The sequence below is a fragment of the Massilia scottii genome, assembly GCF_030846495.1.
In the GTDB taxonomy this organism is placed as follows: domain Bacteria; phylum Pseudomonadota; class Gammaproteobacteria; order Burkholderiales; family Burkholderiaceae_D; genus Telluria_A; species Telluria_A violaceinigra.
Map to the genome: position 1 here is coordinate 1 of NZ_JAVCWM010000012.1, position 19,338 is coordinate 19,338.

General features: G+C 65.5%; 14 protein-coding genes. 5 read left to right on the forward strand and 9 right to left on the reverse strand.

The genetic code is table 11. From position 1 onward, the window contains the following. Positions 1-262 precede the first annotated feature (262 nt). From RBA41_RS17675 to RBA41_RS17685, 3 genes are all read right to left on the reverse strand, one after another. Positions 263-982 carry a substrate-binding periplasmic protein gene (locus RBA41_RS17675; RefSeq protein ID WP_306625473.1) on the reverse strand — a complete coding sequence of 240 codons (720 nt, stop codon included), beginning with the start codon at positions 980-982 and terminating at the stop codon, positions 263-265. A 70-nt stretch (positions 983-1,052) separates the two neighbouring features. Beyond that, complete coding sequence (locus tag RBA41_RS17680; protein WP_306625475.1) at positions 1,053-4,283, reverse strand: coiled-coil domain-containing protein; 3,231 nt, start codon at positions 4,281-4,283, stop codon at positions 1,053-1,055. Positions 4,284-4,415: 132 nt separating this feature from the next. Further along, the gene (locus tag RBA41_RS17685) at positions 4,416-5,420 is read right to left on the reverse strand and encodes an SrkA family protein kinase (protein WP_306625477.1); all 1,005 of its coding nucleotides are present in this window, start codon (positions 5,418-5,420) and stop codon (positions 4,416-4,418) included. A gap of 92 nt (positions 5,421-5,512) precedes the next feature. Here RBA41_RS17685 and RBA41_RS17690 point away from each other — a divergent pair, with 92 nt between their 5' ends. Both RBA41_RS17690 and RBA41_RS17695 read left to right on the forward strand, forming a co-directional pair. After that, positions 5,513-6,202: a UPF0149 family protein gene (locus tag RBA41_RS17690; protein ID WP_306625479.1), complete on the forward strand. Its 690-nt coding sequence runs from the start codon at positions 5,513-5,515 to the stop codon at positions 6,200-6,202. Between the two features lie 92 nt (positions 6,203-6,294). Further along, entirely contained in the window at positions 6,295-9,738 is a 3,444-nt protein-coding gene (locus RBA41_RS17695) for a hypothetical protein (protein ID WP_306625480.1), read from the forward strand. Positions 9,739-9,806: 68 nt separating this feature from the next. Here the strand turns inward: RBA41_RS17695 and RBA41_RS17700 are convergent, their stop codons facing one another. The 6 genes from RBA41_RS17700 to orn form a co-directional block, all read right to left on the reverse strand. Next, positions 9,807-10,991, reverse strand: coding sequence for an HPP family protein (locus RBA41_RS17700; RefSeq protein ID WP_306625482.1), 1,185 nt, complete (start codon positions 10,989-10,991; stop codon positions 9,807-9,809). A gap of 152 nt (positions 10,992-11,143) precedes the next feature. Continuing rightward, a complete protein-coding gene (locus tag RBA41_RS17705; protein ID WP_306625483.1) occupies positions 11,144-12,475 on the reverse strand; it encodes a PDDEXK-like family protein in 1,332 nt (443 codons plus the stop codon). Between the two features lie 195 nt (positions 12,476-12,670). After that, on the reverse strand, positions 12,671-12,844 hold the full coding sequence (locus RBA41_RS17710) for a hypothetical protein (protein ID WP_306625484.1): 174 nt from the start codon (positions 12,842-12,844) through the stop codon (positions 12,671-12,673). A gap of 100 nt (positions 12,845-12,944) precedes the next feature. Further along, positions 12,945-15,026, reverse strand: coding sequence for a hypothetical protein (locus RBA41_RS17715; RefSeq protein WP_306625485.1), 2,082 nt, complete (start codon positions 15,024-15,026; stop codon positions 12,945-12,947). Positions 15,027-15,145: 119 nt separating this feature from the next. Next, on the reverse strand, positions 15,146-15,994 hold the full coding sequence (locus RBA41_RS17720) for an aldo/keto reductase (RefSeq protein WP_306625487.1): 849 nt from the start codon (positions 15,992-15,994) through the stop codon (positions 15,146-15,148). 157 nt (positions 15,995-16,151) lie between these two features. After that, a complete protein-coding gene (orn, locus tag RBA41_RS17725) occupies positions 16,152-16,736 on the reverse strand; it encodes an oligoribonuclease (protein WP_306625489.1) in 585 nt (194 codons plus the stop codon). Positions 16,737-16,783: 47 nt separating this feature from the next. On the opposite strand from orn, the gene RBA41_RS17730 reads away from it, so the two are divergent. Genes RBA41_RS17730 through rsgA form a run of 3 tightly spaced genes read left to right on the forward strand, consistent with a single transcriptional unit; the run spans position 16,784 to position 19,286 of the window. Further along, positions 16,784-18,046, forward strand: a complete 1,263-nt coding sequence (locus RBA41_RS17730) for a M48 family metallopeptidase (protein WP_306625491.1) — start codon at positions 16,784-16,786, stop codon at positions 18,044-18,046. After that, complete coding sequence (locus tag RBA41_RS17735; protein WP_306625492.1) at positions 18,043-18,375, forward strand: 4a-hydroxytetrahydrobiopterin dehydratase; 333 nt, start codon at positions 18,043-18,045, stop codon at positions 18,373-18,375. Before RBA41_RS17730 ends, RBA41_RS17735 begins: the two co-directional genes overlap by 4 nt. Then, the gene (rsgA, locus tag RBA41_RS17740) at positions 18,372-19,286 is read left to right on the forward strand and encodes a ribosome small subunit-dependent GTPase A (RefSeq protein ID WP_306625494.1); all 915 of its coding nucleotides are present in this window, start codon (positions 18,372-18,374) and stop codon (positions 19,284-19,286) included. Before RBA41_RS17735 ends, rsgA begins: the two co-directional genes overlap by 4 nt. The last annotated feature ends 52 nt before the right edge of the window (positions 19,287-19,338 follow it).

Consider the following 19,338-nt stretch of genomic DNA (forward strand, 5'->3'; position numbering starts at 1 on the left):
CGACTCGAAACTTTTTTGTTTCCTAACCGGGGTCAGACCTCCGTCTCGAAACTTTGCAAAATTGGAGATACCGAAAAGCGCCAAAATTTAACGCTTCTACCGCCAACGTCGCGCAAATACGCATAAAGTCAAGCACGCGCGAACCAGCCCGATTAACAAAATTTCGAATCGGAGGTCTGACCCCGGTTAGGAAACAAAAATATATTGCAAGTCAGAGCTCTGACCCCGGTTGGGGTGAAGGGAGGCGGCGCGGTAGCGGCCGCTACTGGTAGCGTGCGAGGATGGTGCTCATGGCGCCGCTAGAGATCAGGCGCGAGATGGCTTTGTCGACATCGGCCAGCGTGACCTTGCCCTTGGGGGAGACCGCACACTGGCCCATATAGCTCTTGACCTCCAGCGGCGGGTGCAGCACGAGCACGGGGTCGCTGAGCTTCTGGCGGTAGTCGAGAAACAGTTTGGCCGTGACGACATGCTGCAACCGCCCCGCCGCCAGCTTGCGCAGGTTGGCCAGCGAGCTGACACCTTCGTCGCGGATGAATCCCGCGCCCAGCATGTCGTCAAGCTCGGGATGGGAATAGCCGAGCACGGTGCCGATCGGCTTGCCCGACACGTCGGCCACGCTGCGCGGACGCGCCGCACTGCGCGCCGTGATCAACACCTGGGTAATCGGGACGAAGGCCCGGCTCCAGTGGAACGATCCGTCGAGCCATTCGGGAACATAGCTGCACAGCACGTCCGCACTGCCATCTTCCAGCGCCCGCACAATCCGCTTGCGCGGCATTGCCACAAACACCGCCGTACGCCCCATCGCGCCGGCGAGCGCCTGGCCGATGTCTTTGTGGATCCCATCGACCAGCCGCCCGCGCTCGAAGCGTGCCATGGGCATGTCGGTACTGGTGTCGACCAGCACCGACAGCTCCGCCGCCTGCAATCCCGGTGGAATCGACAGCAGCAAGGCCAGGAGTAACTTGGGATTCGTCATGCCGCCGATCTTAGCTCATCAGCAGGCGGACCGTAAGAGCAGCCTCTGCGCCACGCATACCCTGCCCGCCTCAGCCCTTGGCCGGCGCCGTCAGGCGGCCCAGCACCTGGTGCGTCATCGTGGCCGACGTCGAACGCTGCGCCGCATCGGTGGCGCTGTTGCGTTTTTCGTCGTCGATGGCGTGCTTGGTGACCATCAGGGTGTGCGTATCGGCTTCGAGACGGCGCATTTCGAGCGCCACCAGTTCGCGCTTGGCATCGGCCATTTCCTTGGTGGTGATCGCGCTCTTGCGCTGCATCTCGGCCTGCGCCTGCGCGCTGTCGAGCAGCACGCGCTGGGCGTCGCGCTTGTCTTGCGCGGCCAGTGCGGCGATTTCTTGCGCAACCTGGAACTGGCGCGCCATGCTGGCCGCTTCGTGTTCGGCTTCAGCCCGCGCACGCGCCGACAGGCAGGCCGCCTGTTCGGATGCCAGGCGCGCCGCAATCGCCTGCTCGGCGCGCTGGTCGGCCGCCAGCTGCTGACGCTGGGTGGCAAGCTTTTGCTCGATCAGCGCCAGCGAGGCGCGCTCGGTCTCGACGCTGGCCCGCTCGGTCTCGGCGCTGGCACGTTCGAGCACCAGCGCTTCTTCGGCCAGCCTGAGTTTCTGTTGTTCGGCTTCCGCCCGCACCTGTTGCACCTGGGCGCGCTCGGTCGCCACCCGTGCCTGGGCCGCAACAGCATCGGCGGCGCGTGCCGCCTGGTCGGTTTCGACCTGGGCCTGTTGCGCCAGCACGCGCGCGGCCTCGGCTTCGCTACGGCGGGCCTGCTCGGCCCCGGCACCGGCCAGCGCCAGCTGGCGCTTGGCGGCCAGGGTTTGCTCGGCCAGCATGACGGCGGCACGCTCGCTGTCGGCAACGGCGCGTTCCTGCGCCAGCGTTTCCTCGGCCAGTGCCAGTTTTTGCTGCTCGGAGCGGGCGCGTTCACGCTGCGCCTCGGCCAGTTCGGCGGCGGCGCGCGCTTGCGCGGCGATGGCGTCGGCGGCGTTCTGCGCCTGCACGCTTTCAATTTCAGCCTGTTGCACCAGTTCGCGCGTGGCCTCGGCTTCGAGCCGTTTGGCTTGCTCGGCGTAGGCGGCGGCGACCGCCATCTGGCGCTGGTCGGCGGCGCTCTGTTCGGCCAGGGCGAGCGCGGCGGCTTCGCTGTCGGCACGCGCGCGTTCGTCGGCCAGTGCCTGTTCGGCCAAGGCAAGTTTTTGCTGTTCGGCCACGGCGCGCGCGCTCTGGGTCTGGGCCAGGTCGATGGCGGCGCGGGCCTGGGCGGCGATGGCGTCGGCGGCGGCCTGGGCCTGCACGCTTTCGGTTTCGGCCTGCTGCACCAGGTTGCGCGTGGCTTCGGCTTCGATCCGCTTGGCTTGCTCCGTGCTCGCTGCCAGCTCGGCCAGTTGGCGCTGCTCGGCGGCGTTCTGTTCGGCCAGCGCCAGGGCGTTGCGCTCGCTCTCGGCGCGGGCGCGCTCGTTGGCCAGCGTTTCTTCGGCCAGCGCCAGCGCCTGCTCAGCCATGGCCAGCGTTTGCTGCTCGGCCTCGGCACGCGCGCTTTGCGCCAGCGCCAGTTCCTGCGCCACGCGCGCCTGGGCGGCGATGGCGTCGGCGGCGGCGCTGGCCTGCGCGCTGTCGATCTCGACCTGTTCGGCGAGCAGGCGGGTCGCTTCCACTTCGATTTGCCTGGACTCGGCCAGGCGCTGTTCGCAATCGGCCTTCCGGCGCAGCAGCACCGCTTCGGTCTGTTCGGCGTCGGCGCGCGCCTGGGCCGCTTCGGCGGCGCGGGTTTCGGCTTCAAGCCGCTCCTGCAGCTGTGCCAGTGCGGCTTGTTCGGCTTCGGCATGAGCCTGCTCGGCCTGCGCCAGCGCGGCCGCTTGCGCCGCCTTGTCGGCGGCCAGTGCGCTGGCGCGTCTCTGCAGCTCGACCTGTTCGGCGATCGAGGCCACGGCGGCTTGTTCGGAGGCGTTTTCGGCGGCAGCCAGGTCGGCCGCGGCCTGGGCCAGGCTGGCGCGTTCTTCGGCCAGCACGCGCGCGCGTTGCTGTTCTTCCGCTTCGGCCAGGGCGGCGGCGGCGGCGGCCTGGTCGGCCAGGGCGCGTTCGTTCGCTTGTGCCGTGGCCAGCGCTTCGGCGTCGACCTTCGCTTGCACGACGGCGCTGGCGTCGTCTTCGGCCCTGGCGCGCGCCAGGGCCACTTCGCGCAGGCGCTTGTCGACTTCGATGCGTTCTTCGGTCGCGGTCAGGATGCGCGCTTCGGCGTCGCGCCGGGCGGCGGCGCCGGCGGCAGCCATTTTTTCCAGCCGTTCGCGATGCAGCGCGGCGTCGCGCAGTTCTTTTTCCGATTGCAGGCGCAGGTGGATCGACTGGGCAGCCACGCGTTCGGACTCGGCCTGGGCGATGGCGATCGCTTCGCGTTCCTGTTCGATGTGGGCGAGAGCACGTGCTTCTTCCAGCGCGCGCGCTTCGGCCACGGCGCGGGCAAAGGCCGACGCCAGGGCGATCTGGTCGGCTTTTTCGCGCTGGACGGTCAGTTCGAGCGCTTCGGATTCGGCGTCGGCCAGCAGTTCGGCGGTGTGGCGCGCCCCCTTGGCCTGGCGCTCGCGTTCGCGTGCGAGCGTGGTCATGCGGGCGTCGGCGTTGGCGATGTGCAGTACTTCTTCCTGGGCGGCGTGCACCGCGGCCACCCGTTCGACCGCCTGCAGGCGCGCCTGCTCGGTCTGGACCAGCAGCGCTTCGGTGGCGCGCGCGGCCTGTTCGGCCAGCTCGGCTTCGGCGGCGATTTGCTCGGTGGCGCGGCGGCGTGATTCTTCGTCGGCTTTCAGGCGCGTTTCGGCGGCCAGCTTGATCTGGGTATCGGCTTCGACCCGGGCCCGCAGTTCGGCGGTTTCCTGGCGCACCGCTTCGAGGCGTTCCAGGCTGGCCTGGGCGGCGGCGCGCAGCGTTTCGAGGCGGTCGCGGTTGGCTTCGATGGCTTCTTCGGAGGCTTGTGCGTTTTGCAAGGCGGCAGCAGCAGCGGCGGCGTCCATGGCGGCGCGTTCCTCGGCCAGGCCGCGCGCGCGCGCTTCGGCGTGGGCCCGGCTTTCAGCGGCGCAGGAAGCTTTGGCTTCGGCTTCGACCCGGGCGATGGCTTCGTGGATGGCGCGCATTTCGGACTGGGCGCGGTCGGGACCGGCTTCCGTGGCAGGAGCAGCAGCCGGGGGCACAGCGGCAGCCTGGGGCGCGGCGCCGTCGGGCGGCAGCGCGATGGTCAGGTTGGCATCGTCGTGCGGGGCTGGTGTGGATTCCATCGTCGTTCTCGCTTGGGCTACCGTCCCGGCATGGGAAGGCCTGACGTTGATTATCTGTCAGGTCGCCCCGTACCGGCGCACGGATCAGACGCGGAAAAACCAGCCAATTCCCCGCTTTGCTCTACAGGAGCGTTACCACAGCGCTGGCTCATCCATCAGCGCGATCTGTTCGCGCAGTTCGAGGATGCGGTCTTGCCAATAACGTTGTGTATTAAACCACGGAAAGGCGACCGGAAAGGCGGGGTCGTCCCAGCGCCGCGCCAGCCAGGCCGAGTAATGGATCAGGCGCAGGGTGCGCAGCGCTTCGATCAGGTTCAGCTGGCGCTCGTCGAAGTCGGCAAAGTCTTCGTAGCCGGCCAAAATATCGCTCATCTGGCGCACCATGTCGCGCCGCTCGCCCGAGAGCAGCATCCACAGGTCCTGGATGGCGGGGCCGGTGCGGCTGTCGTCGAAGTCGACGAAGTGCGGGCCGTCCGGGGTCCACAGCACGTTGCCGACGTGGCAATCGCCATGCAGGCGCAGCTGGGCCGATTCGCCCGCCCGCGCGTAGCAGTGGCGCACGCCGTCGAGCGCCTGCTCGGCCACGCTGGTGTAGGCGGCCAGCAGTTCGGGCGGGATGAAGTCGTTGGCCAGCAGGAAGTCGCGCGGTTCGCACCCGAAGGTGTCGATGGTCAGTGCCGGGCGCTCGGTGTAGCCCGACAGGGCCCCCACCGCGTGGATGCGGCCGATGAAGCGTCCGGTCCATTCCAGCACGGCCGGGTCGTCGAGCTCGGGCGCGCGCCCGCCGCGGCGCGGGAAGACGGCAAAACTGAAGCCGCCGTAGCTGTGCAGGGTGCGCCCGTCGAGCGTGAGCGCGGGGACCACGGGTATCTCGCGTTCGGTCAATTCCTGCACAAAGGCGTGCTCTTCCAGGATGGCGGCGTCGCTCCAGCGTTCGGGGCGGTAGAACTTGGCCACCACCGGGGCGGCGTCTTCCATGCCGACCTGGTAAACCCGGTTTTCGTAGCTGTTGAGCGCGAGCAGGCGGCCGTCGGCGCGCAGGCCGACGCTGTCGAGCGCGTCGAGCACGCACTCGGGGCTCAGGTTCGAAAACGGGTGGATGGCGGGTGTGTCGGGGTCGGAATATGGCGTCGTCATGCCCGCTATTGTACGGCGCGCCGCATTTAACAGTACGTCCCTGTGCGCGAACGCGTTAAACTAGCGGCTTCAACGATCAACAAGAGCACGCCATGCAACTCGACCAGCCCCTCTCAGAAAAAGAATTCGACGAACTCGACCAGTTCCTCCTGTCCGACCGCAGTGCGGAAGACGCCATGACCATGGACACCCTGCACGGCTACCTGACCGCCGTGGCGATGGGTCCGGAAACCATCATGCCGGCCGAGTGGCTGCCGAAGGTGTGGGGCGAGGATGAAAAGAGCGTCCCCAAGTTCAAGAATGCCAAGGAAGAAGAGCGCATCATCGAACTGATCATGCGCTTCATGAATGAAGTGCTGGTCACGTTTGAAGTCGCGCCGAAGGAATTCGAGCCGCTGTTCTGCGAAGCCGAGCACGAAGGCACGATGCTGCTCGACGGCGAAGCCTGGTGCTGGGGCTTCTGGGAAGGCATGGAACTGCGCCCGGGTTCGTGGGATCCGATCTGGGAATCGGACCTGGAACCGCTGATGCGCCCGATCTACCTGCTCGGCGCCGACGAGATCGAGGAAGAAGAACTGAAGGAAGTCGATACGCCGATGAAAGGCCACAAGCTGGCCCTGGATATCCAGGCCAACCTGCCGGCGATTCACCGCTTCTGGGTGCCGCTGCGCAAGGCTCCGGTTAGCACCATGAAGCGCGACGAGCCGAAAGTCGGCCGCAACGACGACTGCCCTTGCGGCAGCGGCAAGAAGTACAAGAAGTGCTGCGGCGCCGACGAGTAACAAGCCGGCATGCGGGACAGCCTGTCTGCATGCCGGCTCTCCCCTGGCGCTCGATAAGCTCTTGACCGGATCGCGACATCGCGGAGGGAAGGATGACACGCACGGCGCAGACAACTGCACCCGCTGTACAGCAAGATGCCGGTCCGGTTCACGCCGCGACACAAGGCGATCCCGTCGGCTTTAGCGACAGGCGCGACACCAGCGCGCACACAACGCGCTTGCAGGCATTGGCGGGCGCCAGCCCACGGCACGATCAGGCTCGCGCCCTGATGCAAAGAGCGGCCAGCCACGGCCTGGCGCAGCGGCAAACCTTGCCGGCGGACGTGGCGCGCGAGCGCACGAACCGGCCTGCGCCCGGGGTTCCAGCGAACGCTGTTGTTCCACCGCGCGCACCCCCTGCCGCCCCGCCGCCTGTCGTGCAGGGCAGGTTCATGGCGGGCGGCACGACATGGAACGCATCGAATGCGCATCTTCTGCGCAGGGAACCCGCGCTGGCCGGAATTGAGCCGGCGCTGGTCGACTTCATCGTGCGCATGGCCGAGTCACCCACTGGGTACTTCGGCGACATGGACGAGAGCTGGGAACAGGTCCAAGGGCTTGCGCGGATTGGCTTGAACGGTTCCCAGGAACGCGCGCGCGCCAGACAAACGCGCAAGCGTGTCCGCGAAAACGCCCACGAATACCCCGGCGGCGGCACGACTGCCGCGTCATCGTCACCGTCCGCGCTCCCTTCTGCTTCCACGGCCGCGTCGGCAGCGCCACCCGGCGCCTTCGACGAGTGGTACGGCTACCATCAGGCCGCCAGTGCCGACCTGGCCAGTCACCCCTCCGCCGCTTCACACGAGTCGGCCGCACTGGCGGCGGCCGCCACGGCGCGACACAACATTGCCTCGTTTGTGCCGCTGGACCTGCTCTCGCCCGAGACCCGGCAGACAGGTCCCTACCAAGCCCTTCAGCCCGACAAGTACTATCGCAGCCAGGCGGAGCACCCGCTCTTGACGATGGCGGGAAACTACGATGGCAAGGCGGCACAGGATGCTTCGCGGCCCGAACTGAAAAAACGCTGGCGGACCAATAAAAACGAAAAATATGCGGCAACTGGCCCCTCCTTAAGCAGCCTCGGACTGCGGCCCGGCAATGCTTCGCTCATGCAGACAAGCATGACGCGCACGCGCTTCGCAGAGTTGCCGCAGGTTTTGCCCTCAACGGCAGCGCTCCCCGCAGGAGGAGGCGCTTCCAGCGCGCTCCGATCCGTACCGGCATCGGCACTGGCACTGGCATCGTCGTCGTCCTCGTCATCGACATTGGCGTCGCCCTCGGCCCTGGCGTCGTCGTCAGCATCGGCAGCGCCAGCGTTCTCCTTGTCGGCGCAGCGCGACCTTGCCATTACCGAGCTCGGTCTGCTGATCGCCGAGCCGGACGACGGCGTCATGCCTTACCCCGCCACCGCCGCAGACGAAGCACTGCGCAGCTCGCAGTCATATATCCTGCGCCGCACATCGCGCTCGAGCGCGATGGCGGACGCCCTGGTGACGATGCTGGGCGGCGACTTGACACATCTCAGGCTTCATCACACCCCGGGCAATACCAGCCTCACGATCCATCTGAGGTCGCTGTTCCTCGGCAAGGCCGGGCACGGTATGCGGGAGCGCGTCGTCGAATGGCTGCAGGCGTATTTCGCCGGTCGCGCAAGCGTTCACGCGGCCAGGCTCGGGATTCCGCTCGGATTGCAGATACGGCAGAGTTTCGGCTTTCTCGACACCACCGTCTCCAATACCGGCGAGTCGCTCCGGCTGTCGTTCGGCAGCGAGCCGCCCGAATACCTGGAGGCGCTCGCTGCCGCCCTGCGCAGCTTCGATCGCGATGTGGGCGTGCTCGCAACGGCATTGGCGCGCAGCACAGCGGCCGCCGAGCCGGCTTCCTCATCGCATTCGACGAGCAGCGCGGCGGCCGCGCCGGCCGACCCGCTGATCAGCATCGACAATGGCGCCTGGAACCCCACCAGCGAACAACGCAAGTATGCCGGCGTTTACCAGGCCATGCTGCTGGCCGAAGGCGACATCCTCGCCTACGCGACATGGGTGACGGAGGGCCGAGCAGACGATCTCGGCAAGCGTGACCCGAAAAAGGGCTTGCGCGACGAGCGCTCGAAGAAGTTGCAAGCCATGCGCGACCAGGCGAGCACCGCGCTTCACGCCCACCTCGATGCGGCCGCCGGGCTGGCGGACGCCGCGGCGACGGCGCTGCCCATCCAGGCCGATCTCGATGACGCGGCGATGTTCGCGGCGCACCTGCTCGGAAGCCTCGACCTGGTCCCGACGCAAGCATTCGCGCACCTGGCGCACGAGGCATTGCGCAACCTGCGGGCAGCCGCTTCCAGGGCATTGGCGGCCCTGCGCAGCCGCGCTCCCGGGGTCCGTGGGCGGGGCGACGCGCATTCGATCCTGCGCAACGCGACCGAGACCATCATGGAAGCCAGTTACGTGCTGGCCGCCGCAGTCAATGCCCACGCCGACCGCGATCCGCTGGCCGAAGCGACCGCGCGGGTCAGAGGCATCCTGGCCTCCGGCGCTGCGCCGGCATCGGCGGATCGGCAGCCACGGGTCCATTTCGCCGACAGCGGCTCACAGGCGATCTTCAACGGCACGCTCGCGCACATGCCGTCCAGCGCGGCTGGCGGCAGCGTGGATTTCTCCGCCACACCGAGCGTGTATTACGAGACACCGAGGGTCGGACAAGCCCTGAAACCGGCGTACAAGCCCGGCCTCGGGCGGGGCGGCAAGAAGGCCTCGACAACGGCGCGCAAGCAGGCCAGGCCGGTGCGGATCGACACGACCGCACCCTACCTTGCCGTGCCGCCGCCGGTGCAAGACGACGAGACCATGGTCGACAGCGCAGCCGCGCCCAGCAGCGCCATGCCAACGACGATGCTCGACGCGACCAATACCGATCCGTTCAGCGCCGAATTCCTGCGCTCGCTGCCCCCTTCAGTATCGATGGTCGCGTCGAGTACCGTCAAGCTGGGCCAGAGCGGTAGCGACCATTTGCAGCAAGGCTCGCTGATCGATCTGACGGGCACGGCGCCGATCACCGCCATCGCGATGGGGGCGCAGGACCGGCAGCTACTGGCGATGTACGAGGATCTGCGGGGCGCAAACGAGGTACTCGGCCTCAACATGAGCGCCGACACCCGAGCCTTCCTGCGCGACCCGCGTGAATTTCTGTCGCCTGGTGCGCGCGCGATAGCGCCGGCGCGCACCGCGCATTCCTCCAGGGCGCCCGCGGCCGCCGCGGCCGCGCCACTGCCCGCGCTCGACGAGCTCGCGCCCGAGCGCATCCTGCGTTACCTTCAATGGCGCGACGCCGAGGTGCTTGCCTATCAATTGGAAACGGCGAACTGGCGCCTTGTCGGTGGTGTCTGGGTCGATTCAAGCGGCGCACCAGTCGGTATCGACACCCTTGCCACAAAGGCGAAGGAGTTGATGATCGACGTCGGCGAGCTGCTGCGGGTCGAGCGCGCCCACTTCCCGACATAGCCAAGGCTGGCTTTGAACCGGGTGGCGGTGCGGAGCGCGCCCGCGGCGGCGCCCGGACGGCGCCGGCCCTACGCCGCCGGCGCCAGCTCGGCCAGTTCGGCCAGCCGGCTCTGATATAGCGCCGCCACCAGGTCGGACTGGGTCACGATGCCGGCAAACCGGTCTTCGTCGTCGACCACGGGAATGTGGTGCAGGCCGGCGTTGGCCATCAGCGGCACCAGTTCCACGATCGGCGTGCGCACATGCGCCGTGGCCACCCTGGCCGTCATGATCTGCCCCACCACTTCCGGTTTGTCCGAATGCGTCAGCCCGCTGCGCTGCAGCAGTGCGCGCAAGCGTTTCCCCAATCCCTTGTACACGTCGAGGTCGCTGTGGCGCAGGAAATCGGTCTGGGTGACGATGCCGATTACCCGCCGCGCCCGGTTCAGCACCGGCAGCGCGTGTACCTGGTGATGCCGCATCAGGCCCCAGGCGTCGGCCAGCGCCGTGCCGAATTCGAGCGTGACCACGTCGGTCGACATGATCTGCCCGCAGCGGATCACGCCGAAGCGGCGTCCGTAGGCCGCCGTTTCGGTGGCCAGGATGATGCCTTCGAGGTCGTCGCGGCTGACGTCGAGCACTTGCCCATACCGCTCCAGCACGCCGTCAAGGTCGGCGCTGCTGAAGCCCAGGCGTGCCGTAGGCACCGCGTCAAGCGTGTCGTGCACGTTCTGCATCGCCGATTGCTGGCGGTGCGGGTAGCGCCGTCCGGTCAGGTTGTTGACGGCCAGGGCCGTTCCCACCATCAGCACGCAGTTGAGCGCCACCGGGGTCACGGCAAAGCCGAAGCCGAGTTCGTGCACGGCGGGACCGGCCAGCACAGCCGTCAGCGCCACCGCCCCGCCCGGCGGATGCAGGCAGCGCAGCGCAAACATGGCGGCGATCGCCAGGCCGCCGGCCAGCGGCGCGGCGACCTGGGGCGCGAGGCCGGTGTTGACGCAGGCCACGCCCACCAGCGCCGAGACGACGTTGCCGCCTATCACTGCCCACGGCTGGGCCAGCGGGCTGGCGGGCAGGCAGAACAGCAGCACGGCGGACGCACCCATCGGGGCGATCAGCCACAGGCCGGCCGCGCCCCCGGTCCAGGTGCACAGCACACCGGTGAGGATCAGCGCCAGGAAGGCAGCCACGCTGGCGCGCCATTGCTCAAGGCGGCCGGCACTGTTGGGCGGGGGCAGTAAGGCGGTGAGCCAGGCGGCGCGCGGGTCGGACATGGGGGAAAACAATAACGGGGAAGCGGCAATTACACCACAGATGAGCTAAAAAGGTGCATGGACGCACTATTTTCGTGCATTTGACTGGTGGATTTGCGCTTTCCCGGCTGCGGCCACCAGAACTGATCGGCACGGCTTCGGCTGGGGCGACGCTAAGGCGATATGGCAATGTCCGCTTTTGGAACACTGCGCATACATGCACTCAGCACCGCAAGCAGCTTTTTGACTTCGCCGATCGCAGTTTCGGGAGTCATGTTTTCCGCTATCAGTATGCGCCTGACGTTTGAATCGACAAACGTTGATAAGCCGACAAACATGTTCGCGAAATGAGAGCGCAGGACCGGTTCGTCGAAACGGGTCGCATCGAAAGCATTCCTGACCCAGACCAGATGAAGGTTATAGCGCGGTGCGTCCGGACGCGACAATTTGGCAACCCGGAAAAGATCGGCGTAGACGGGCCAGTCGGCCTCTTCGTCCGGCTGCATCAGGTCGCGACACTCCGGCGGAAAGGCAGTCAGCCATTTCCGGCCGGTGCCGATGTAGTCAGGCGTTAATTCAGGAACTGCCCTGACCAGCTGTTTGACCAGCATTGCCACGCCACGTGTCGCAATGATTTTTTCACAGGCGCTGTGGTGCTGAGACAGGAAAATAATTAATTCTCCAGAGTGGCCCTCAAGCGGCTTCCAATCGCAAATCGACTGTTTATCCAGAACCCGCATGGTCTCCAAGACCGTTGGATGAGCGATTGCCAGGTTAATCGCGAGCTCCGACGCGCGCTTTTCCGCCTCGCTTTCCCAGTCGGTCTGCCTTTGGCAATAGGCTACCAGTAATTGGGCGGAGCGGCTGCCCCGTTCGAGTTGGAAGCGGGCGCGTTTGGCGGAGGCGGACAACCATGTATAGTCGAGCAGCGCCCATCGCTTGCTTAACTTGCAAAGATCCTCATCGGCATATTCGCTTAAATCGCGGTCGAGGACAACGTAGGCCTGCTGGTAGTCGGCAAACGCCTTCTTCGAGGCGATATTGCTCTTTACAGCCTGCACATACTTGTCAAGCTGCTCTGCCGCCAACTTCGCGCCAGCCTTGTTTTCGATAGTAACGAGCAATTTATTCTGTGGGTCGACCAGAAACAAGTCCAGGCGGCCCGTTTTCGTGCCATTTTCCACTTTCAAGGTAAATTCCCGTGTCACGAAAGCGGCACCAAAGCTGGTGGTCCGGATTTTTCCGGGAGTCCATGCCTGGAAAAACTTCTTGTTATCCCAGATTGTATTGTCGCAGGCGTAATAAGCCGCTTCGAGAAAGTCCTTGATCACCGCATCTCCCTGGCCATGCCCCTCGTTCGGGTTCATGCACCATGCCAGAAGTTCGGAATGCTGGTTTTCATACAAATCGAAGACATCGAACACGTCATCCGTCGTCTTGCTTGTTTCGATCAGCGCAGTCAGATCAGGATCGCTTAAGAATTTATATAAATCTTCAGGCTTCATTTTAATTGCTTCCGCAACGTCAAGGACGCCTGCATGCTAGCACGTGCATGTTAATTTGAAGAAGGGAAGGATTTGCTTGCGGCCGGGTGAACATACCGTTCATCTGAATTACCGCCCCCCTAAAACACATCGGCCCGGCATGCGATCCTGTGAAGGAAAGCGAGCCGGGCCGATGAGTGGTATTACCGGGGCGGTTTATTGACCGCGCGGGCCTTTGTCGGCGCCCTGGTGATCCTTGACGCCGTCGTTCTTGTGGTTGCCGGCGACTTCTTCCGTTTGCGCGCGCTGGCGGTTCTTGGTGGCATCCTGCTGAACCTGCTGATCTTCGCGCTGTTGCTGCTCAGTTGGGTCGTTGGTGTGCTTGGTCATAAGAGCCTCCTGTTTGTTTGAGACACAACAATACGCCCTTCCCGCCAATAGTTCCGTTCGCCACCCCACGTAAGCGGGAATTAATTTCCTGCGGCACAGATTACGGCGGCGGCAAACTTTTCAACACGACGTCGAAGGGGCGCCTGTTGTCATACGGCGGCTCAAGCAGCGTATCGATGCCTCTGAAGGTCGGGCCGGCAAGCGCCCAGCCCAGCGGCGTGTGGGTTTTGGTCGGCATGCCGAACCACAGGAAGCGGGTCGGCCCGGCAGGCAGGATCACCGCCATGTCGCGCTTCTCCGCCGTGACGGCGAAGGTGGCGCGCGCGATCCGGGTGTTGAACAGTCCCAGCGGCGGGGCCAGCAGTTCCGACAGGAATGTCGTGTCCATGCGCGCGCCGGCCGGGTCCTGCTTGTCCCTTGGCGCGATCGCGTCCGGCGAATTGCTGATGACGATCACGGCCGGGTCGATGTCGTAGCCGCGTTCGCGCCACCGCGCCAGCGCCGGGCGCATCGCGAACAGCAGGTCGCGCACCGATTCGACGCCGGAGTTTTCAAAATAGCCGCCATCGATGATGCGCCCCCACGGCGCCCGTTCGCGCCCCGGCGCGCACGCCACCAGCGCCTTGCCCTCGCGGCAGGCGGACACCGTGCCGGCCGGGCTGATATAGCTGAAGCGCGCGCTGTTGTGCACCGCCGTGGCGAGGCTCATCTGGCGCAGGTCGAGCACCGGGTCGAGCGCGTCGTAGGCATCGGGAAAGCTGCCATCGATGACCAGGTCGCTGGCGATGATGCGGTTGCCGCCGTCGACCAGGGTGGCGTTGAGCAGCAGCGAGGGCACGTTCATGGCAGGGTCGGCGGCCCACAGCTGGTCGAAGCGCCGACCGAAGCGCTCGCTGCCGGTGGCGCTTTCCCAGCCCTGCGCCCACGCTGCCTCCATCGCGCGGGCCCGGTCCGCCGCCGGGATTGCAAATGGCAAAAAGCGCTGCAGCATGTCCGGATACAGCGCGTAGCCGAGGGTCGGCGAGAGGAAGTCGCGCTGCAAGACCTTGCGCATGCAGGTCTGGTAGGCGCCATCGCGCGCGCCGCCCGCACACGGGGCGCCTGCCAGGCCGCCGCTGCCGGCGTCCGCCACCAGCCCGGCGTACGCGCCGATGCCAAGGCTGCCGCCGGACACGCCGCTCAGCGCGAACAGGTGGCGCCCGAAGCGCGCGCCGCTGTCATCCTGCAGCCTGGCCAGCACCATGCCGGTCCAGTAGGCGGCGCGGATGCCGCCGCCCTCGGCCGCCACCACGAACAGGGGAAATGGCCGCCCCGCTACCAGCGCGCCGCTGTCCACGCGCGTTTGCAGCCATGCATCGAGGTGATTGTCGATCTGGCGCCGGATCACCGGCGGATCGCCCGCACTGGTGGGCAGCAGCTTGACCTGGTGATTATCGTTCCACAGGCTGAACACGACGAACAGCAGCAGCGGCAGCGCCGCCATCGAGGGCAGCCTGGCTTGTTTGAAGTAATAGGTCAGCACCAGGTCGCCGAACAGGATCCAGCTGGCGAACGCGAAGCACAGCAGCGCCGGCGCGGTGATATAGCGCGTGACTTCGACCGGCCATATCCACACGGCGGACAGCAGAATAAAGGTGAGCAGGATGGCCAGCGACACCGTCAGCACGGTGCGCTGCTGCAGCGATTCGAAACGGATCGCGGTGGTCTCTCCCTCGAAGCCGCGGAAACGCGAAGCGAACCAGGCGCGCCGCTTGACCACGAACACGCCCATGGCGAAGGCGGTGAGGAAGCAGGCCAGCGCCAGCACCGGCTCGCCGAGGCGCTGGAACTGGATCGACAGCACGCTGGCCGGCACGATGCCGAGAAAGCGCGGCAGCCACATGCGGATGGCGTTGACGAACGGCGTGTCGGTGCGGTCCAGCAGGGAGGTGCCGTCGAACACGCGGCCCAGGGTCAGGCGCGCGCTGTACCAGGCCGCGGTCGACCAGCTGGCCACGGCGAAAATGAATATGGGAAAGGTCCAGCCCGGATCGCTGACCAGGCGCAGCGATTCGCTGCCCTGGGGAATGAATGCCAGCCCGGCGGAACACAGCAAGGTAAGGCTGAAACTGTACACGCAGCGCCACAGGATGGAGCCGACTTCCTTGCCGCGCTCGCCAACCACGCGCACGATTCTGACCATATCGTTCTCCTTGTGGATAGAAGCGTCGCCAGCGCGCTGCCATGCTGTTCTGTTCAAATTGTTCTGTTCACATGCTGCCGGGTTCCCCGCCCCCAACCCTGAGCTGCGTCGACCCTGCCCTAGCGCATCGCCAGCGCCTGGCGCTTCTTTGGCGGCGGAAACGCCCGGTCCAGGTCCTCCAGATCGAACGCACTGAGCACCACGTCGGCCGCCGCCCGGTTCTGGCGCACATGTGCCGGATCGGCCGCCTTGGGAATGGCCACCACCCCGTCCTGCCGCAGCAGCCACGCCAGCGCGATCTGCCCCGCCGTGCAGCCGTGCCGGCCGGCCACCGCCACCAGCGCCGGATTACCCAGCAGCAGCTCGCGCTCGCGGCCGGCCGACTCCAGCGGCGAATACGCCATCACCGGCATGCCATGCTTGCGCGACCACGGCAGCAAATCCCACTCGATCCCGCGCTTGACCAGATTGAACAGCACCTGGTTCACGGCAATGCCGCGTCCGCCGGGCAAGGCTTCGGCTTCCAGCATGTCGCCCAGGTCGAAATTGCTCACGCCGAAATCGCCGATTTTGCCGTCCTTTTGCAGCGCCTGGAAAGAGTCGAGCGTCTCGGACAGCGGCACCGCCCCGCGCCAGTGCAGCAGGTACAGGTCGATGCGGTCGGTGCCGAGGCGCTGCAGGCTGCGCTCGCAGGCGGCGCGCACGCCGCGCTTGTCGGCATTGTGCGGATAGACTTTGCTGACGATAAACGCCTGCTCGCGGCGCCCGGCAATCGCCGCGCCCACCACTTCCTCGGCCCCGCCTTCGCCATACATCTCGGCCGTGTCGATCAGCCCCATGCCCAGATCCATGCCCAGCTGCAGCGCGCCAATCTCGTCCTGGCGCCGCGCCGGGTCTTCTCCCATGTTCCACGTACCTTGTCCGAGCGCGGGAATGAGGCGTCCGGACCGCATCGTTACAGTTTTCATGTCGCAAGATCCCATCGCTGTTGCGTAAAGATCATTCTAGAGGAAAAAGCCATTCCCGGCTCATGGGCATCAGCCCGCCACAGGCGGCGCAGCGCGGAATACAACAGGGGGAACAGGCATGCCCCGGCCAGGACGGCCGGGGCGACAACAAGGCGGATTAGAGCTTGATGAAATGCTCGCGGTAGTAGCGCAGCTCTTCGATCGATTCGACGATGTCGGCCAGCGCCGTGTGCTTCTGGTGCTTCTTGAAACCGCTGACGATTTCCGGCTTCCAGCGCTTGCACAGCTCTTTCAGAGTCGACACATCCAGGTTGCGGTAGTGGAAGAACGCTTCCAGCTTCGGCATGCCGCGCACCATGAAGCGGCGGTCCTGGCAGATGGTGTTGCCGCACATGGGCGACTTACCGGCGGGAACGTAGTTCTTCAGCCAGGCGATCAGTTGCGCTTCGGCTTCGGCTTCGGTCACGGTCGAGGCCTTGACCTTCTCGATCAGCCCGGAGCGCCCGTGGGTGCCCTTGTTCCACGCATCCATCTTGTCGAGCGTCTCGTCCGACTGGTGGATGGCGAACACCGGGCCTTCGCCCAGGATGTTCAGGTGCATGTCGGTCACGACGACCGCCACTTCGATGATGCGGTCGGTATCGGGCTCCAGGCCCGTCATTTCCATGTCCACCCAAACCAGGTTGAACTCATTTGGGCGCGGTAACGCGGCCGGTGCTGCTAAATCAGTGGCATGTGACATAATTCTCTCTTGGCCTAAACAATCCTGCATTTTCTCACAGGCACAGAATGTCTTCACTCGCGTTTTCGATATTGTTCGTTTCTTTCTTCATTTTGTCCCTGGTACTGCGCTTTTGGCTGTCCAGCCGCCAGTTGCGCCACGTGATGGCCCACCGCGGCGCGGTCCCGGCCGATTTTGCCGAAAAAATCCCGCTCAGCGCGCACCAGAAGGCGGCCGACTACACCGCCGCCAAGATCCACTTCGGCCTGCTCAGCCTCTTGTTCAGCAGCGCCGTCCTGATCGGTTTTACCCTGCTCGGCGGCCTGCAATGGCTGGCCATCGCCCTGCTCCCGCACACCGGCAACGGCATCGCCTTCCAGATCGGCCTGTTTGTCGCCTTTGCCGCCGTGAGCGGCGTGCTCGACCTGCCGTTCGACTACTACCGCCAGTTCGTGCTCGAACAGCGCTTCGGTTTCAACAAGATGCGCCTGCGCCTGTGGATCACGGATACGTTGACAATGACGGGCCTGACCCTCGCGTTCGGCGTGCCGCTGATTTGGGTGGTCTTACTGCTGATGGAAAAAAGCGGCGACCTGTGGTGGCTGTACACCTGGATGGTCGTGATCGGTTTCATGTGGCTGATGATGATCATCAGCCCGACCGTGATCATGCCGCTGTTCAACAAGTTCGAACCGTTGACGGATGCCAGCCTGCGCCAGCGCATCGAAGGCTTGATGACCCGCGTTAACTTTGCCTCCAAGGGCCTGTTCGTGATGGACGGCTCCAAGCGCAGTTCGCACAGCAATGCCTATTTCACCGGTTTCGGCCCCGCCAAGCGGGTGGTGTTTTACGACACGCTCGTCGCCAACCTGACAGAGCCCGAAATCGAAGCGGTGCTGGCGCACGAACTGGGCCATTTCAAGCTGCGCCACACCCGCAAGCGCACCATGATGATGTCGGTCTTCTTGTTGGCCTTCCTGGCCCTGCTCGGCTATTTGAAGAGCCAGACCTGGTTCTACAGCGGCCTCGGTTTCGATCCGATGCCGGGCGTGCCGAACGACGCCGTGGCGCTGCTGCTGTTCATGCTGGTGCTGCCGGTGTTCACCTTCCTGTTCTCGCCGCTGACCTCGATCAGTTCGCGCAAGCACGAATTTGAAGCGGACGCCTTCGCCGCCACCCACACCGACGCGCGCGACCTGATCTCGGCGCTGGTCAAGATGTACGAAGAAAACGCTTCCACGCTCACGCCCGACCGGCTGCACTCGACCTTTTACGACTCGCATCCGCCGGCCAGCATCCGCATCCATCAACTCAACCTGGCGGTCCGATGAACCTGCTTACCCGAACCTGCGGCGCCAACGCCGCCGCCCTCGATGCCGGCGCCATCGCCGCCCTGCTGCCGCAGGTGCCCGGCTGGACCATCGCCGACGGCAAGCTGCAGCGCAGCTTCAATTTCAAGAATTATTACGACACCATGGCCTTCGTTAACGCGCTGGCCTGGATCAGCCACCATCAGGACCACCATCCGGAACTGACGGTCACCTACAAGGAGTGCGCAGTGCGCTACAACACCCATTCGGCCGGCGGCGCGCTGTCTGACAACGACTTTATCTGCGCGGCGAAAGCCAGCGCGCTGTACGACCAGCGGAGCGGCGCATGAGCGGCCCGGGCGTGCCGGCGGCCACCGGCCTGACCGGCATCATCATCGCCGCCCACGGGCGCCATTACCTGGCCGACGTGGACGGACGCAAGCTGCAATGCGTCACGCGCGGCAAAAAGACCAATATCGCCGTGGGCGACGTGGTCAACCTCAAGATGACGTCGGACGACCAGGCGGTGATCGAATCGATCACCGAGCGCAAGACGCTGCTGTACCGCTCCGACCAGTACAAATCGAAGCTGCTGGCGGCTAACCTGAGCCGCCTGTTCATCGTGGTGGCGACCGAGCCGGGCTTTGCCGACGACCTGATTTCGCGCTCGCTGGTGGCGGCCGAAGCGGCCGGCATCGAGGCCCACCTGATCCTCAACAAGACCGACGTGGCCGACCTGCTGCCCAAGGCGCGCGAGCGCCTGCTGGCCTACACTTCGCTCGGCTACCCGCTGCACGAAGTGTCGGCGCGCGCCAATCCGGAGCACGCGGTGGCCACCCTGATGCCGCTGCTGGAAGGGGAATCGTCGATTTTCATCGGCCAGTCGGGCATGGGCAAGTCGTCGCTGATTAACCTGCTGGTGCCGGACGCCGATATCGCGGTGCGCGAGATTTCGGCGGCGCTCGACACCGGCAAGCACACCACCACCTTCACGCGCCTGTATTCGCTGGGCGGGCATGCCTCGATCATCGACTCGCCGGGGTTCCAGGAGTTCGGGCTGTATCACCTGAGCGAAGGGATGCTGGAACGCGCGTTCGTCGAGTTCGGGCCGTATCTGGGCGGTTGCAAGTTCTACAACTGCCGCCACCTGATCGAGCCGCAGTGCGCGATCCTGACGGCGGTGGCGGAAGGCAAAATCGCCAAATTCCGCCACACGCTGTACGGACAGCTGCTGCACGAGTCGGCGCAGACGCTGTACTGATTGCCGCGCACAGCGCCGGCAGCTCATCGTTCCGTTAGCTCGTCGTTTCCGT

Coding starts and splice junctions, on each gene's coding strand:
- RBA41_RS17680 (WP_306625475.1), bottom strand. CDS start 4,283: ATGGAATCCACACCAGCCCCGCACGACGATGCCAACCTGACCATCGCG.
- RBA41_RS17695 (WP_306625480.1), top strand. CDS start 6,295: ATGACACGCACGGCGCAGACAACTGCACCCGCTGTACAGCAAGATGCC.
- RBA41_RS17715 (WP_306625485.1), bottom strand. CDS start 15,026: ATGGTCAGAATCGTGCGCGTGGTTGGCGAGCGCGGCAAGGAAGTCGGC.
- RBA41_RS17705 (WP_306625483.1), bottom strand. CDS start 12,475: ATGAAGCCTGAAGATTTATATAAATTCTTAAGCGATCCTGATCTGACT.
- RBA41_RS17735 (WP_306625492.1), top strand. CDS start 18,043: ATGAACCTGCTTACCCGAACCTGCGGCGCCAACGCCGCCGCCCTCGAT.
- RBA41_RS17685 (WP_306625477.1), bottom strand. CDS start 5,420: ATGACGACGCCATATTCCGACCCCGACACACCCGCCATCCACCCGTTT.
- RBA41_RS17720 (WP_306625487.1), bottom strand. CDS start 15,994: ATGAAAACTGTAACGATGCGGTCCGGACGCCTCATTCCCGCGCTCGGA.
- orn (WP_306625489.1), bottom strand. CDS start 16,736: ATGTCACATGCCACTGATTTAGCAGCACCGGCCGCGTTACCGCGCCCA.
- RBA41_RS17710 (WP_306625484.1), bottom strand. CDS start 12,844: ATGACCAAGCACACCAACGACCCAACTGAGCAGCAACAGCGCGAAGAT.
- RBA41_RS17675 (WP_306625473.1), bottom strand. CDS start 982: ATGACGAATCCCAAGTTACTCCTGGCCTTGCTGCTGTCGATTCCACCG.
- RBA41_RS17690 (WP_306625479.1), top strand. CDS start 5,513: ATGCAACTCGACCAGCCCCTCTCAGAAAAAGAATTCGACGAACTCGAC.
- RBA41_RS17730 (WP_306625491.1), top strand. CDS start 16,784: ATGTCTTCACTCGCGTTTTCGATATTGTTCGTTTCTTTCTTCATTTTG.
- rsgA (WP_306625494.1), top strand. CDS start 18,372: ATGAGCGGCCCGGGCGTGCCGGCGGCCACCGGCCTGACCGGCATCATC.
- RBA41_RS17700 (WP_306625482.1), bottom strand. CDS start 10,991: ATGTCCGACCCGCGCGCCGCCTGGCTCACCGCCTTACTGCCCCCGCCC.